Annotated in this window: 7 protein-coding genes and 1 pseudogene; 5 read left to right on the top strand and 3 right to left on the bottom strand. The window is 61.7% G+C overall.

The window, feature by feature from the left end; translation table 11 throughout:
- Window positions 1-100 precede the first annotated feature (100 nt).
- Window positions 101-7,081 (bottom strand): Ig-like domain-containing protein, encoded by a 6,981-nt coding sequence (locus ACIPPQ_RS21500; RefSeq protein ID WP_446546083.1) that lies wholly within the window; start codon window positions 7,079-7,081, stop codon window positions 101-103.
- A gap of 582 nt (window positions 7,082-7,663) precedes the next feature.
- On the opposite strand from ACIPPQ_RS21500, the gene ACIPPQ_RS21505 reads away from it, so the two are divergent.
- Complete coding sequence (locus tag ACIPPQ_RS21505) at window positions 7,664-8,887, top strand: diguanylate cyclase domain-containing protein (RefSeq protein WP_446546084.1); 1,224 nt, start codon at window positions 7,664-7,666, stop codon at window positions 8,885-8,887.
- A gap of 120 nt (window positions 8,888-9,007) precedes the next feature.
- Here the strand turns inward: ACIPPQ_RS21505 and ACIPPQ_RS21510 are convergent, their stop codons facing one another.
- The gene (locus ACIPPQ_RS21510; RefSeq protein WP_446546085.1) at window positions 9,008-11,776 is read right to left on the bottom strand and encodes a putative bifunctional diguanylate cyclase/phosphodiesterase; all 2,769 of its coding nucleotides are present in this window, start codon (window positions 11,774-11,776) and stop codon (window positions 9,008-9,010) included.
- A 62-nt stretch (window positions 11,777-11,838) separates the two neighbouring features.
- Window positions 11,839-12,105: pseudogene (locus ACIPPQ_RS21515) on the bottom strand (Arm DNA-binding domain-containing protein); the annotation flags it as partial.
- Between the two features lie 261 nt (window positions 12,106-12,366).
- Between ACIPPQ_RS21515 and ACIPPQ_RS21520 the strand changes: the two are divergent.
- The 4 genes from ACIPPQ_RS21520 to ACIPPQ_RS21535 all read left to right on the top strand — a co-directional run bounded on the left by ACIPPQ_RS21520 (window position 12,367) and on the right by ACIPPQ_RS21535 (window position 16,326).
- Window positions 12,367-13,386, top strand: coding sequence for a hypothetical protein (locus ACIPPQ_RS21520; protein ID WP_446546086.1), 1,020 nt, complete (start codon window positions 12,367-12,369; stop codon window positions 13,384-13,386).
- A 9-nt stretch (window positions 13,387-13,395) separates the two neighbouring features.
- Window positions 13,396-13,662 (top strand): hypothetical protein, encoded by a 267-nt coding sequence (locus ACIPPQ_RS21525; protein ID WP_446546087.1) that lies wholly within the window; start codon window positions 13,396-13,398, stop codon window positions 13,660-13,662.
- 5 nt (window positions 13,663-13,667) lie between these two features.
- Entirely contained in the window at window positions 13,668-14,528 is an 861-nt protein-coding gene (locus tag ACIPPQ_RS21530) for a M3 family metallopeptidase (RefSeq protein WP_446546088.1), read from the top strand.
- Window positions 14,529-15,039: 511 nt separating this feature from the next.
- A complete protein-coding gene (locus ACIPPQ_RS21535; protein ID WP_446546089.1) occupies window positions 15,040-16,326 on the top strand; it encodes a hypothetical protein in 1,287 nt (428 codons plus the stop codon).
- Window positions 16,327-16,670: the final 344 nt, after the last annotated feature.

Here is a 16,670-nt window from a genome sequence, read left to right on the forward strand (position 1 = left end):
ACAGGGCTAAATTCCGCGACCGGGATGCAAATGGTGGCCCCCGATCGATCCCGCAGAGGACGGAGGAAGCGGGATCGATCGGGGGCGCGGGGCTTTGGCGTCAGGCGATGACGTTCACGCCCTGCTCGATCAGCACCGTGGTGCCATTCAGCATGTATTGATCGTAGATCGTCCCGCCGATATCCTGGCTGGCTCCCGCCGCCCAGGCGCCGGTCAATTTCACGATATCGTTCGTATCGCCGGTCACCTGCAGCACGCCGCCGCTGGTTGCCGCCAATATGCCCGCATCGGTCAGATCGAGCGTGTTGGCCGCGTCATCGTATCCAAGATCGATATTCTCCAGATTTACGATGTTCGTGGCGCCGTCGAGCGTGAAGTCGATGCCGTCGAGAACGAGCGTGTCGGTGCCCGCGCCGCCGTCGATCGACTGGAAACCGATACCCGACAAAAGGATGATATCGTCGCCGTTACCGGCATTGAAGCTGTCCCGGCCGTTACCATCGATCAGGATGTCGTTGTCGTCGCCGCCATTGAGCGAGTCATTCCCCGCCCCCCCGTGGAGCAGATCATTTCCAGTCCCGGCAACGAGTACGTCATCGCCAGCATAACCATAGAGGCGTTCGGATGTGGTGCCCGAAGGCGTATTTGTCAGGAAGTCGTTCGCCGTCGTGCCGTGGACGATGTCATCACTGCCGCCCGGTCCGAGCAGCCCCTCGAGCACATCGGCGTTGGCGAGCGTCGAGACGCTGTCGGTGTCGGTGGCTCCGTCGGAGTCGGTCGCGGTGACCGTGAAGCTGCCGAGTACGCTGACATCGAGGCTCGCCGGCGGCAGCAGATTGAGCAGATTGACGCTCGAATCGAGATGGAGCGTCGCGAGCAACTGGTTGACCGCAAAATTATCGACGAGTCCGCCGTCGGCCGCCGTGATCGTCAGCGTCGATGTCCGGCCGACCACATTCAATATGCCGGGCGTGTTGACGACGGTGAACGAGAGTCCGAGCTCTGCCGCCAATGCGCTCGATACGCTGAGCGCGGCATCGCCCACATTCAGGCTGGCGAGCGCCGCGTAGGACACCTGCACCTGCCGCAGGTTATCGTCGGGATCGAGCGCGATCACGGCCTGTTGGCTGAGGTCGAGGATATCGAGCGCGCTGAGGCCCACGAGCCCCAGGAGATCGACATCGGTCGCCTGCACGAGCGGGGCTTGGTTTCCGGGTGTTACCGTGGGGGTCCGGCTGTCGAATGCTACCGACGTGTTGGCGGTGTCGCCGTCATTGTCCGCGATCACGACATCGATGGTAGTAAGGCCGTTCGCCTGCGCCGTTCCCGTGGCCTGATCGACGACGAGATTGCCACCGGAGAGAAGCTTGCCGATGATCTCGTTCTGCGATGTGAGCTCACCGACGAGATCGACCCCGGTAAAGATGATCTGCTGGTCGGTCGCGGCGGCACTGAAGCCACCCGCGAATGCACCGCTCGAGCTGATCGACAGGACCGTATCGCCGCCGACAAGATCGATGTGGAGATAATTGGCGAGATTGCCCACGATATTCCCCGCAGCGCCTTCGCCCTGCAACAAACCGGCGAGATTGACGATATCGCCGCCGCCGCTGACCGGCGCGGCATTGAAATCGGCGACAACATCCTGGGCAGGCGCCCCGGCGGTTCCTTGATCGCCTGCCTCCCAGACAAACCGGTCGTTGCCCGAGCCGCCGGTCAGCGTATCGTTCCCCTTTCCGCCGACGAGGATGTCGTTGCTGGCGTCGCCGCCGAGCGTGTCATTGTCGAGGCCGCCGCGCAGCAGATCATTGCCGCCGCCGCCATTCAGGACATCGGCGCCGGCATAGCCGTAGAAGCGCTCGTCATCGGTGGTTCCCACCTGCGTATTGGCGGCGGCGGTGCCTTCCCAGATGCCCGAGGGATCGTCCGCGGGATCGAGCAGGCTCGTTCCCAGAAGGTCGCTGTCGGTGTCGGTCGCCGTCACCGGCTGCGTGTCCGTCGCGGATATCGAGATATCCGGCAGGAGGTTGAGCGCCGCGAGATCGAGGCCACCGCTCTGCTGCACATAGACGGTCGCAAGGAATTCGTTCAGGCGGAGATTGTCGATCGGCTGACCGTTGGTCGAGGTGATCATCAGGTTAGAAAAGCCCTGCGTGTTCACGGTAATGGCCAGCGGCGGAATACCAATGGTAACGGCCAGAATGTTGTTTGTTTCGACGACGGTCAGCCCGAACTCCGCCGCCATCGCCGCGGACCAGGCCAGATGATAGCCGGCATTCGTCCCGAGGCTGAGCCCCGCGCCGAGCAGCGCTTCGGCCCTCACCTGCACCTGCATGATGTCATTATTGGCATCGACGGCGGTGAGCATCTGGTCGGTGCCGATCCCGATGAGCCCGAGCGCATCGGCATTGACGAGTCCGAGAAGACTCGCAGACGGATTGACGTTGACCACCGGCCCCTCGACTTGCGAGGCGACGGTCGCGAGCGCCGCATAACTATATTCGCCGGTCCGCATGTCTACGAGGACCACTTCACCCGACGTCGTATTGATCGTCAGCTGATCGCTCGCCGCATCGAAGCTCCAGCTGTCGACCGCCCCTGGCGTACCCGAACCGGTCACCGTGTCAGCGTCCGGATCGTAGCTCAGCGTAAAGGTTCCAAGGGTGAGCGACTGGACATACCCGCCGTCCGCGCCGAATCCGACGACGAGATCACCCGAGGCCGTATCGGGTATGCTGACCGCGATATGCGCTGACTGCGCGGCGACAGGCATGTCGTCGGCGATATTGACTGTCAGGACGCCCGAACCGGTCGCCCCGCCATTGTCGGTCACGGTCACACCGAAACCCAGCGCCAATATGTCTTCGGCGGCACCGGGCTGGTCGAGCGGGGCCGAAAGCGTGAAGCTGTAGGTGCCCGCCGTATTGAGGGTCAGGGTCGCGACCGGGGTCGCGCCCGCCATCCCGGTGAGCGTATAGACGCCGCCCGAAAAACTTCCTGTCCATACGATCGGTGTTCCGTTAGAGGTCAGCCCCGCCTGTCCCGTCACCGAGAGGCTCGTCACGCTGCCGTCGACATCGGTCAGCGACATGGTGCCGCCGACCGACGTCGCGGCCGAGGTTCCGCCACCCGGCAATATGCCGTTGGCGAGACCCGATTCCGAAACGGGGGCGGCGGTTACATTGGCCACAACGGGCGCGTCGTTGACCGCCGACACGGTCACCGCAACACTTCCGGTGCTGACGCCGCCGTTGCCATCGCTGAGGGTGTAGCTGATCGTGTCGTTGCCGTGGAAATTGGCGGCAGGCGTGTAGGTCAGTGCACCGGTCACCGGATCGATCGCGACCGTGCCGTTCGGCGCGCTGGCGCCGGTGACGGTCAGCGGATCGCCCTCGGCATCGCTGTCGTTCGCCAGCACATCGATCACGACCGGTGTGTCTTCCGCGGTCGATGCGGCATCGGCGCCCGCCACCGGTGCATCGTTGACCGCCGCCACTGTCAGCATCACGGTCCCGCTATCGGTCAGCGTGCCGTCGGTTACCGAATAGCCGAAGCTGTCGGTGCCGTTGAAGTTCGCGGCGGGCGTGTAGACGTAGCTGCCATCGGCATTGATTGTGACGCTGCCGCCCTGCGCCGTCGCGAAGGTGCCCGCGACCGCCGTCAACGGATCGCCATCGGGATCGCTGTCGTTCGCGATCAGGCTGACGACCGACGTGAAGGGTGTGTCTTCGCTCACCGTTACCGCATCATCAACCGCGACGGGCACATCGCCGACTGCTGCCACCAGGACCGTAACGGTCCCCGTGCTCGTGCCGCCATTGCCGTCGCTCACGGTGTAGCTGATCGTGTCGCTGCCATTGAAATTGGCGTTCGGCGTATAGGTCAGCGCCCCGGTCACGGGATCGATCGTTACCGTGCCGTTCGGCGCGGTCGCGCCGGTCACCGACAGTGGATCGCCATCGACGTCGCTATCGTTCGCGAGCACGTCGATCATCACCGGGGTGTCTTCCGCCGTCGACGCCGTATCGGCTCCGGCCGCGGGACCATCATTGATCGCGGCCACGGTCAGGGTCACCGTGCCGGTATCGGTCAGCGTGCCGTCGGTCACCGTGTAGGTGAAGCTGTCGGTGCCGCTGAAATTGGCCGCCGGAGTATAGCTGTAGCTGCCGTCGGCATTGATCGCGACGCTGCCGCCCTGCGCGGTCGCGAAGGTCCCGGCCACCGCCGTCAGCGGGTCGCCATCGGCGTCGGTGTCGTTGGCGATGAGACTGACCGTCGAACTGAACGGCGTGTCTTCGGTCAGCGTCGCTGTATCGTCCGCAGCGACCGGTGCATGTATTGGGGTGACGGTGACCACGACGGTCACCGTGCCGGCGCTGGCGCCGCCATTGCCGTCGCTCACGGTATAGCTGATCGTATCGCTACCATTGAAAGCGGCGTTGGGCGTGTAGGTCAGCGCGCCCGTCACCGGATCGATCGTCACCGTGCCGTTCGGCGCGGTCGCACCCGTCACCGTCAGCGGATCGCCCTCGGCATCGCTGTCGTTCGCCATCACATCGATCACCACCGGCGTATCTATCAGAGTAGTAGCCGTATCGGCTCCGGCCACCGGCACGTCATTTACCGCCGCGACGCTCAGCGTCACCGTGCCGGTGTCGGTCAAAATACCGTCGGTCACCGTATAGATGAAGCTGTCGGTGCCATTGAAGTTGGCGGCGGGCGTGTAGACATAGCTGCCGTCAGCGTTGATCGTGACGCTGCCGCCCTGCGCGGTCGCAAAGGTCCCCGCCACCGCCGTTAGCGGATCGCCGTCGGCATCGCTGTCGTTCGCAATCAGGCTGACCGTGGAAGCGAACGGCGTGTCTTCGGCCGTCGCGACGACATCATCAACCGCGACCGGCACATCGCCGACCGCTGCCACGACGACCGTGACGGTCCCCGTGCTCGTGCCGCCATTGCCGTCACTCACCGTATAGCTGATCGTGTCGCTGCCGTTGAAATTGGCATTGGGCGTGTAGGTCAGCGCTCCGGTCGCCGGATCGATCGTCACCGTGCCGTTCGGCGCGGTCGCGCCCGTGACCGTCAGCGGGCCGCCCTCGACGTCGCTGTCGTTCGCGAGCACGTCGATCGCCACGGGCGTGTCTTCCGCGGTGAACGCCGTATCGGCACCCGCGACCGGAACATCATTCACGGCCGTCACCGTCAGGGTGACGCTGCCCGTGTCGGTCGCCGTGCCGTCGGTCACCGCATAGCTGAAGCTGTCGGTGCCACTGAAATTGGCGGCCGGAGTATAGCTGTAGCTGCCGTCGGCATTGATCGTGACGCTGCCGCCCTGCGCGGTCGCGAAGGTTCCGGCGACCACGGTCAGCGCGTCGCTATCGGGATCGAGATCGTTCGCGATCAGGCTGACCGCCGAACTGAACGGCGTATCTTCGACCACGGTTACGGCATCGTCGACCGCGACCGGGGCGTCGGCGACCGGCGACACGGTGACGATGACGGTCCCGATGCTCGTGCCGCCGTTGCCGTCGCTGACGGTGTAGCTGATCGTGTCGCTGCCGTTGAAATTGGCGTTGGGCGTATAGGTCAACGCGCCGGTGACCGGGTCGATGGTCACTGCTCCATTGCCCGCGCTCGCCGCCGTGACCGTGAGCAGGCCGCCTTCAACATCGCTGTCGTTCGCGAGCACGTCGATCACGACCGGCACATCCTCCGCGGTCGCAGCCGTATCGGCTCCCGCCAGCGGCACGTCGTTCACCGCCGCGACGTTCAGCGTGACGATGCCGGTGTCGGTCGCGGTGCCGTCGGTCACTGTGTAGCTGAAGCTGTCGGTTCCGTTGAAGTTGGAGGCGGGCGTATAGCTATAGCTGCCGTCGGCATTGATCGTGACGCTACCGCCCTGCGCGGTCACAAAGGTTCCGGCGACCACGGTCAGCGTATCGCCATCGGGATCGATGTCGTTGGCCGTAAGGCTGACCGTCGAGGAGAATGGCGTGTCCTCGGTCGCGGTCACCGCATCATCCACCGCCGTCGGCGCATCGGCGACTGCCGTTACGGCCACGGTCACGGTGCCGGTACTCGTTCCGCCATTGCCGTCGCTGACGGTATAAGTGATAGTGTCGCTACCGTTGAAATTGGCGTTTGGCGTATAGGTCAGCGCGCCCGTCACCAGGTCGATCGCCACCGTCCCGTTGGCCGCGTTCGCGCCCGTCACCGTCAGCGCGCCGCCCTCGACGTCGCTGTCGTTCGCAAGCACATTGATCACGACGGGCGTGTCTTCCGCTGTCGAGGCGGTGTCGGCTCCCGCCGTCGGCGCATCGTTCACGGCTGTGACCGTGAGCGTAACCGTCCCGGTATCGGTCGCACCCTTCCCGTCGCTGACCGTATAGCTGAAGCTGTCGGTGCCGCTGAAATTAGCGGGCGGCGTATAGACATAGCTGCCGTCCGTCTGGATCGTGACACTGCCGCCGCGCGCCGTCGCGAAGGTCCCGGCGACCGCGGTCAGCGTGTCACCGTCGGCGTCGGTGTCGTTCGCCAGCAGACGCACCGCCGAATTAAACGGCGTATCCTCGACGGCCGTGGCCACATCGTCCACCGCAACGGGGGCGCGGTTGGTGTTTCCGCCGGGGTTGGGGCCATCATCATCCCCACCGCCCCCGCCGCCCGCGGCGACGGCACCCAGCCCCGCCAACGCCCCGAGGCCAAGCAGGATGGGCGCGATCGAGTGCCCCTCCTCGGCGATGAGCAGCGGCTCGATCGACCGGAGCGGAACAAGGCCGTCTGCACTCGCGCCGTCGGCTGTCCAATGCCACAATTGTCCGTTTTCCCGATCCTCGAAGACGAGATCATTGGGTGTCTCGGCGTTTTCCTGATAGAAATTCTCGATCGTCAGGACGTCGCCATTCTTGAAATGAACGACAACCTGCCCTCCCTCCCGAACTATCTCTTTTACATTCTCTCTCTGTGATAACACTTTAACGACTGTTGGAGATTTAATGTTCAGTCGGGACCCGGAAGCAGATGTTTGCCGTTCAGACACTTTGTCGATTAAAACATAGTCGACAGCCTTGCCCTGAATCATGACTCATCCTCCCGAAACAATCGATAAATAGCTAACCTTTTCTTTGATTCTCTTGATTATTTAATATGCAACTTGATGCCACAGCGAATAACAATTGATGACCAGGTATGATTAATGAACGCAGAACCACGCTCCGCTTGAAAGACGTGGGATGGGCTGAAATATGTGACATTCCGCCAGTCCGGCGAGCGCTTCACGAATGATCGACGAGGCGCGGAATGGTGGCGATGAATCGCACCATGTCACCAAACGAACAGGAGAGTTCGCTGGCCAGCGATGCCAGGATTGCCTTGACTAGACAATCGGCGCCTTTGGCCGGATCGAGACAGTCCGTTCATAGGGTTCAATCGTGAGAAGCGGACATTTGGCAGTATGCCCGTCCGATGGTTTGCGCTCGCGGTCTGCGCAAAGAAGGAGAGTCCAAGCTCGCCGACATAGTAGCTCACATCGCGATGGATAGGATCGGGTTCGAACCCATCGCCTTTCTCCTGCCCCGCACGGCAGCAGCGGGAACTTCGCGGATCGCTGTTCATTAATCCTGCATAATCGTCGCGAGTTACGGCGCGTTAAGATTAAGGGATTATGATTGATGACATGAGAAGATCGGACTCCTCTGCCCCGATCGCGCGCCCTTTTCGCCTGCGCATTTTCCCGGATCCTGCGACGCTGCCGCTTCCGGTCTACCGCGACTTCGTCGACATGCTCTTCAGTATGCGATTGCCGATATTCGGACTGGGCGCAGTATTTGTCGGCATCTGCATCCTCATCGGCCGCGAGCTCGAAAGCGCTTTCCTTCTCTGTCTCGGAGGCATCGGCACCGTTACGACCTTTGCGCGCCTTTTGACGATCGGCGCTTATCGCCGGGCGGGGCCCGTACTCGCCTTCAAAGAGCTGCGAAGATGGGAACGGCGCTATGCAATCGGTAACCTCACCTCGGCGGTGCTCCTCGCACTCCTCAATGCTGTAGCGATATCGACCCATAATCCATTGATGCATCTCATCACCGTCAGCCTTGTCTTCGGCTTCGGCGCCGGGATCGTCTCGCGCACATCAGTCCGGCCAGGCATGTGCGTCGCGGCGCTCCTTATAGCGACCGTACCAACGGTGATCGCGCTCGCGATGCACGCCTCCGAGCCCAATACGATGTCACTCCACCGGGAATTGTTTCTTATCGAAGCTTTCATCGTCGCGGCGATCACGGGGCTTAGTCTTCAGACCGTCGCCCACCTCTATCGGTCGGCCGTCGAACATCACACTGCACGGCACGATATGGCCAAGCTTGCTCGAACCGACGCGCTCACCGGGCTCTCGAACCGGTTGTTGCTGCGCGAACAATTTCAGGATCGGGCCGCGAACGCAGTGCGCGCCAAGAGCCTCGTCGCGCTTCACTATCTCGACCTCGACGGGTTCAAGGCGATCAATGACCGACATGGTCACCCCGCCGGCGACGCGTTGCTCGAGCAGGTGGCGCGGCGCCTCGAAAACATGGTTCGGGCCGACGACGTCGTCGCGCGCCTCGGCGGCGACGAGTTCATCGTGCTGCAGGCCGGCATAGCCGCAGAGACGGAAGCTGAATTGCTGGCGCGCAGGATAATCCGCGAGATCAGCAAGCCCTATCTCCTGGAGGGCATTTCAATGTCGATATCCGTCAGCGTCGGCATTGCCACGGCACCCAAGCTCGGCCTCGAACTCGAGCGCCTCCTCGCCTGCGCCGATGCCGCGCTTTACCGGGCCAAAGCAGGCGGCAAGGCCCGCGCTCTATTCTGCCTGGATGCGGATGCGGTCGCTGCCGACATGGCGGCCTGAAGTCAGCAGCGCGAAAGGCGCGTGTGAAGCTGTCGGCGGTTGGCCGCGAGCAGCAAGAAGGCTGCTATTGAGAAACGGAGAGCCGGCACACGAATAGCAGCGCGGTGAGTCCCCTCCTTGTCATGCAGAGCGGGTCGGCGGATCGGCTGTGGTCCGGTCGGTCGCGGCCTCCAACCAGAGTGGAGGGTCCTGTGCCCATTTTCTTAGCCAGGCTGGTACGCGTTCAGCGCTGATCGCGCGACTGAAAAGATAGCCTTGCGCGATGTCGCAGCCGAGGCTGCGCAGCCGGACGAGCTGATTGTCACTTTCGACGCCCTCGGCAACCGTGACGATGTTCATCCGATGCGCGATGTCGATCACACCATGCACGATTGCGAAATCGGCGCTGTCGGTGCTGTCGAGACGCGAGATGAACGATCGGTCGATCTTGAGCACATGGACCGGAAATTGCTGGAGGTGCGTCAACGACGCATAGCCTGTGCCGAAATCGTCGAGCGCAATCGACACGCCCTCGGCCACCAACGTCCGCAGCGCACGCTCGACGTTGAGCGCCAAATGATCGACGAAGACGCTTTCGGTGACTTCAAGCTCGAGCAGCGTCGGCGGAAGTCCCGCCCGCTGAAACTTTCCGAGAATGCGATCCGCGAAGTCGTCGCGCCGGAAATCCGCAAGCGAGCCGTTGATCGCGATGCGGCCAAAGGCAACGCCCTTCTCGTTAAACTCTCCAACGTCGGCGAGCACGCGGTCTATCATCCGGTCGGTCAGTTCGCTCGCCAGCAGGCTGTCGTCGAATGCGGCCTGGATGCTGTCGGGCGGCTGAAGACCGCGCCGATGATGATGCCAGCGCAGCAAGGCTTCAAATCCGATCACATCGCCGCTGCGGAGGTCGACCTTTGCCTGATAGAAAGGGATGACCCGATCATCACGAAGAGCCTCGCGCGCCTCGCGCAGCATCAGCTTTCGGCTCTCTGCGGATTCGCGCATTTCTGAGCGAAATTCACGTATGATCCCTGCACCCTCTGCCTTCGCAGCGTAGAGCGCGAGGTCGGCGCTTTTCAAAACCTCTTCCGCATCGGCGCCATCGGCAGGCCACACCGCGGCGCCCGCGCTGATGCTGACGGGCAGGACGCTCTCGTCGATGGTCAGCGTATCGGCTACGCCCTTTAGGATTTCATCGACAGTCGAGGCACACGCGGAACCGGGAAACAGCCCCGGGACAATTACCGCGAATTCATCGCCGCCAAGCCGGGCGACCGTCGCTTGGGCAGGAAGGTTCTCCTGCAAGCGGCGCGCTATGGTTATGAGAAGCTCATCGCCCGCCGAATGTCCCATGCTGTCGTTGAGGAGCTTGAAGCCATCAACGTCGATGACGATTACGCGGACGCAAGATGCGCTGGCGGACGCGGCCGTCAACGCCTGTTCCAGGACATCTGCGAAAAGCTTGCGATTGGGCAGACCGGTCAACGGATCATGGTTCGCGGCCCAGCGCAACTCTTCTTCAGCGCGACGCGCGGCAGTCACGTCGAGAAGGGCACCGATCGACCGGACAGCACGCCCTTCCTCGTCACGCACGACATAGCCTCTTGAATAAAGGTTGATGAAATTGCCCTGCGCGGCACGGAAGCGATATTCATGATTCCAGCTATCCTGCAGATTGAGCAGCACCCTGTCGAATGTTTGTTCCACCGCGGGGCGATCGTCGGGATGAATGCGCTCCTTCCACCAGCTGACCCCCGTGCCGTCGGAGACTTCCGGATAGCCGAGCACCTCGACCGCACCATTGCCCCATTCGATCCGGTCGGAACGATGGGCCCAGTCCCAGATCACGTCGTTCGTTGCGTGCGAGGCCAAACGGTACCGCTCCTCGCTTTCGCGCAAGGCCAATTCCGCCATCACCTGGTCGTGAATATCTTCCAGCGTTCCATACCAGCAAACGATCCGCCCGTCAGGGTCGCGACGCGGATTGGCTCGCGCCCGGCACCATCGGTAACTGCCGTCGATATTGCGAACCCGGTACCGCACGTCGGCAACGGGATTATCGACCGACGTAAGCGCCTCGCTCCAGTGCGCAAGAACGCCGGGAAGGTCGTCGGGATGGAGAGAATCAGTCCACCCTCCGCCGAGCGCCTCTTCAGCGGGCACGCCGGTAAGCTCGGTCCAGCGGGGTCCTACTTCGACGATCTGACCTTCGGGATCGCTGATCCATGGAATCTGGGGATTGAGCTCGACCGAAAACCGATAATGTTCCTCGCTGCGCCTGAGGGCTTCGATCAGCGCAAACATTTCCGAGCGCGAACGAAGCGACTCGAATACCGCCGACCGCGTCGTCGCGATCGTTCGCACGATGACGCCTGCCCCCAGCAGGAACGTGAGGCCCATCCCGGTGAAGTACCAATCACGCGAGACGAGGAGCCCGATGGTGACCGGCATTGCGCCGAACAGGAGAACAAGCTGCGCCGCGGCTGGGAGTGCCTGCAGGCAGTAGCAACAACTGATCGAACCCACGAATATGAACAGCGCGATAGCGGTTGTGTGGAACGGGTCGGCAGCCACGAACAGGTAAAGGCCCCAGCCCCCGAACAAGAGGCTGAAGGCACCGGCCCGAAAAACCGTGCCACGCAGATATGAGCCTATGTAATCGTCGGTCGCAACGGCGCCCCTGCGCGCGTACCAAGCGGCCCCCCGAACTGCGATGATCAGCGTTAAGGCGAGCGGTGCTACAAAGCTAATCGCCCAAGATTCCCCGTCTGCGGTCACGAGAGCAAGAAACAGGACGTTGAGGAACATGAGCGCGTACATGAGCGGGACCTGCCGCACCAGGCTCGCATACTGCTCGCGTAGGACAGCTTCCGATTGAACGGACAAATTAGCGCTCGCGCCGAGGGCCATTGTAACTGCAATCCCGCAAATAGTGGTCAGCGAGGATATCGCTCCCCCATTTAACGAAGCGTTTAGCTGCTCGTTGCGCTGAGCCGGAAATTGCTCGCGCCCCGCGGAGGCTGCCGACTCAGGTGAGAAAGCATGAATTCCTTACGCCTCTCCAGCGGATCCCTTCCCTTTGCGACCTGCCTTGCAAGACAGAGAGCCTTGTTCCTCGCGCTCTGGGCTGTCCAGGGTGGTCGATGGCGACCAATTGTTAAGCGCCGCGAGATCGAGCCCCTTCCCCCCAACCGATATTGATAGATGTAGGACTTTGCGCCGCCTTGCGTCACGCGGACGCCAAATCCAGGAAGCGCCTTATCCCAAAGAAAAGTGTTACCGCGCTGCGGGACTGAAGCTGGCTAGGGCCAGCCGCTAGCCAGACCGTTCGGCACTCATCCTCGGGAAAAGAACGTGCGTCGTCGCTAACTTGCGTCAGCCCTCCCGACAATCGCCGGCGCAGTCCGCAAAGCGCTCCGCAGGAAGTGCTGCCGACGCGGCTTGATTTATTCGCATCATCGGATAGCCAGCAAGAAAGTCGCGGGGTCGGGGGGCAACGCATGCGTCTATTGGTGATTCTGGCCTTGCTGCTCGTCTGGGCATCCGGAGAGGCGCGCGCGCAAAGCGTGCCCGAAGTCTATTATGCGGTCAAACCGAACCCCGAGATCGCGGCGATATGCGCCGCCGAGGACGGGCTTGCGCGAATGTGGGCTCGCGAGCCTGACTGGAACAAGGCCGACATCCGCTTCCAATATGAAGGCCTCAAGGCGCAGGCCGATGCCGCCGCCAAGGCGCCTCCCGCCGATGGAGAGCCTGCCGGACCGCCGATTACGCCCGCTCCGCTCACATTCGAGGAGTATCGCGATGCAACGATGGCCCAGCAGTGCAAGATCGCGCGCGACGGATTGATCGAGACGTTCGAATACGCCCTTCCCTATTTCGGCTATACTTGGTGGGAATGCGATGCCGACTGGGACGAGGATTGCGACGACCCCAAGGTCATCCGCGCGCCCGACAATTATCAGATTTGCAATGTCTCCTATCGCGTCGCCAAACAGCGGGGCGATAGCGACTTCGATATATCGGCGGGAGGTTTTCTCGCCGACAAACCGAACCATGTGGCACGCTTCACCGAATATCGAACGAAGCTCTACGCCCATGGCAGCTTTTCGATCTTCGACAAGGAAGGCGCGCGCATACGCCTCGAAAATTTCCTCGTGACGATCATACCGCGCGATTGGCCTGACGACGCGCGGCGCAAACTCAAATGCGCGATGCCCGCGCGCCCCGCGCCTCCGACGCCAACGCCGACGACCACGCCGCCGCCCAAACCTGTCCCGCCGGTCTTCGGCGAAGGCTATGCCGACGAGGGTCGATCCTACCGCTTCTCGCTCGCCAATGTCGGCAAGGTTCCGGTGCGGGTCGAATTTCTCGTCGAGCGGCAGGATCGCGGCGAGACCAAATGGAAGCAGGCGGGCTATGGCGTCGTCGACGTCGAACCGGGCACCACCTATTTCAGCGAAGGCTATCATGGCTGGGACGCCGTCAAATGGCGCACCCGCTACGGGATGATTCAATAGGAGACAGCAATGACCGAAGTTGCCCGTATAACGATCAAACTCGACCAGGTTCGGGATGGATACAAGGTCGCGTCCGGCAACCCCCTCGCTTCTCTTATCGAGCGCGCGGTCGAAGGTCTGGACGAGGAGACGAAAGCAAGGATCGCGGCATCCGGCGAATGCACGGTCGTCTACCATGGATGCGGCACCTGCGAAAATGGCGGAGCGCTCGTCGAATATTTCTGCAGCGGCGGCGGCAGCCAACCCGACTTTACCCGCTGTGAAAGCTGCGACTAGACAGTTTGCGCCCAGCTGACGACCTCGTCGATGCCGGACTCATTAGTCTTGTCCGCGCCGCGGTCGCCACTCTCCCCAGCTTTCACGATGAAAGCCGCTCGACCGTGTTCGAGGCGGCGTCGCTGCAATGGCCGGCGGCGCCGCTACGGATCGGGATCAAAGGCCGCGAACTGCCGGTCGCGGTGCTGATGACGAACTTTCCCAACGGTTTGATGGAGCATAACGACGTCGTCACCTTCCTCCACGAGTTCGGGCATTTGATGCATTGGATCTTCGCGGGTCAGCAGAGCTACGCCGCCCAAAATGTAATGGAACTGGAGAATGACGTCATCGAGGCGCCTTCGCAGCTTCTCGAAGAACGGGTGTGGGATTATGACACGTTGAAGCGGTGCGCGACCAATGCAGCGGGCGAGCCGATCCCCGCCGCCCTAGTCGAGAAGATGAATCGCGGCCGCCGCTTCGGCGAGGCCTTTGCAGCGATGACGCAGCTCGGCTACGCCAATAACTCGCTCGCTTTCTATTCGAGCGTGCCCGAAGGCAGCGATCTGACCCAGGTCTATGACGCAGCCTATCGCCGCTATGCAGCGGTGCCCGATCCCGCAGGCACACACGCCCATGCCGCGTTCGGCCATCTCGGCGGCTATGGCGCCTCCTATTACACCTATCCATGGTCCAAGGCGCTTTCGAGCGACCTCCTGAGCGAATTTCGCAAACATGGCCTGCGCGACCCCGCTACCGCCGGACGTTATCGCGACCTCATTCTCGCTCCCGGCGGGTCGGCGTCGATGAACCTCCTCGCGCGAAACTTCCTCGGCCGTGACTGGTCAGTCGATGCCTATCGGACCGAACTGCAATTGGGCAGATAGCAAGCACCTGGCAAAGTCAGGCTGGCTACGCGCATTTCAGTTTCACCTCGAAAATTGCCCCCGCTTCCCGGCCGGCTCCAACTGGATGCTCCAAGATTACCGAATGGCCGTTAGCGGCCTGACCGCTCTTAAAATGGCCAAGGCCCGAAACGGACATCTTGCGCTGGTGAATGGCCGACCTGCGAGGCCACGGACTGGCACTTCCAGCCGTGGACTTGCGATAGCGGAAATATTCAAAGGAAGCTGCCATGGTGAGTGAATCGCACAATTGTCGCCATACGGCGTTGCCCGGATCCGGCGGCGCTCCTTGGGACAGGTGAATCTCAACTAACAATTCGTCGAGCAAAAGGATCAGGACGCGGGCATCTCGGCTCGCTCAGATGCACACGAAAAATAGCTGTGCTTGCAGCGCCGCAAGTTTGTCCCCTAACATCAACAACAAGACGAGACCCACCTCCGCCGATCTTAGGCGCGAAGCTGAGCCTGAACATTCTGAAGACGGACGATATCGATGTTGATGCAAAGCGAACCCTCAGAGCCGCCCAAGGCCCGATTCAACCCGCGCCGTTTCATCATTCTAGCCGCGCTGTGGATAACGATAGGCGCATTTATCGGCTTTATCGTCGCTGGCGCGAACGGGGTGGCACCCGATTCATGGATACCGTTCGTGGTGATCGGATTCATCGCGGCAAGCTTCCTGTTCAGCGGCGTGTTCGTGGCGGGCTTAACGCGCAATCTGAAGCCTATGCTCGAGGCCGGACAGGGCGGCGTCGCGAACCGGATTCTCGAGTCCGCCAAGGGCGGAACTTCGCATGGTGGACGCGTATTGGCGCGTGTCGGCAAGCTCGAAGAGGCAGGGCTGACGGTTTCTAACTTCAATCACATGTTCATTTTCACGCTGACGGTGTTTCCCGAGCATGGCGCCCCTTACGAGACGGTGATCCGCCAGTTTATCACGATGGGCGAGCTTCCCAATTTCTACACTGGACGCTTTGTCGTGTTCGTCGAAGATCCGGCGAACCCCGGCTATGGGGTCATCGACAAAGACCCGCCCGAGGATTGGCAGGAGAAAGCCGCCGAGGCGCCCCTCGCCTACAGGACGCAGAAGGCCGAGACATCCTATCCCGACAAAGGCACGGGGTTGTTCGGCGGCGAGCTCAATCTGTCCGCCCGGATGTCACCGGTTCGGTTGATCGCCAATTTGATCGCGACGTTGGCCTTCCTTGTGCTTGGTTTTTTGGCTCCCTTCGCCCTCGTGACGGGCGGGATCGAGACGGTGACGACATTTGTGCAGGACTTGCCGAAAACGATCACCGGGCGCGACGACGGAAATTTCGGTCAGGAGAAGCTGCGCAAAGCCTATGATCGCGCATTAGCCTATGCCGGCAACCGGCGAATCCATCGGATGAATATCTACAAGGACTATGTGAAGCTGACGGTCGAAAATCCGTCCCAGGAAAATGCATATGACGACGTCACCATGCGCGGTGCGGTCGTGGATTCCCAGCCAGATGGGACAAGTGTTTCGATCGAGTCCGAAGATACTTTCCGCGGCTCCGAGACGAAGTTCGCGACGCTGGAGCATGCGCTGGGCGATGCGCTGATGCACGGCGACAAAGATCGGCTTTCCTACATCGGGCTCCGCAATCGATCGGCAATCTCGACCATAAGGATCAATGGCACATCCGGCATCACGATGGACGAGAGGAAATTCATTGTTATTACGTTTGGGTTTAGCAGCGATTATGGATCGACGTCCCGAACATATGATGCCGCGACCGGACAGTTGTTGAATTAGGTCCGGCCGTCATTATGCCCTCGAAGATGCGCATCCGCGTCAGCATCGATCATCATGTTGATGCCTCTGTTATCGATGCCGAGGGCATGCACGACTGGCACTATGAGTATGACGTCTATCGGTTCTCCCGAGTCTGGAGGAGCTTCGTCGCTCGGGGGTATACGGACGAACCCGGCAAAATCGCGTTCTTGTCATGCGAAGTGAAGGTTTTTGGCATTGACGTGCTCCCCTGATTGTTACCAGTCAGAGGTAGAGTCCGGCTCCTTCATGATGGTTGATTGATGGGATGGCAATGGTCCTGGGGGCATGCCCCCAGGACCATTGGCCGGCGATCTCGGCGGGTG

It is taken from the genome of Sphingopyxis sp. LARHCG72 (genome assembly GCF_052871675.1).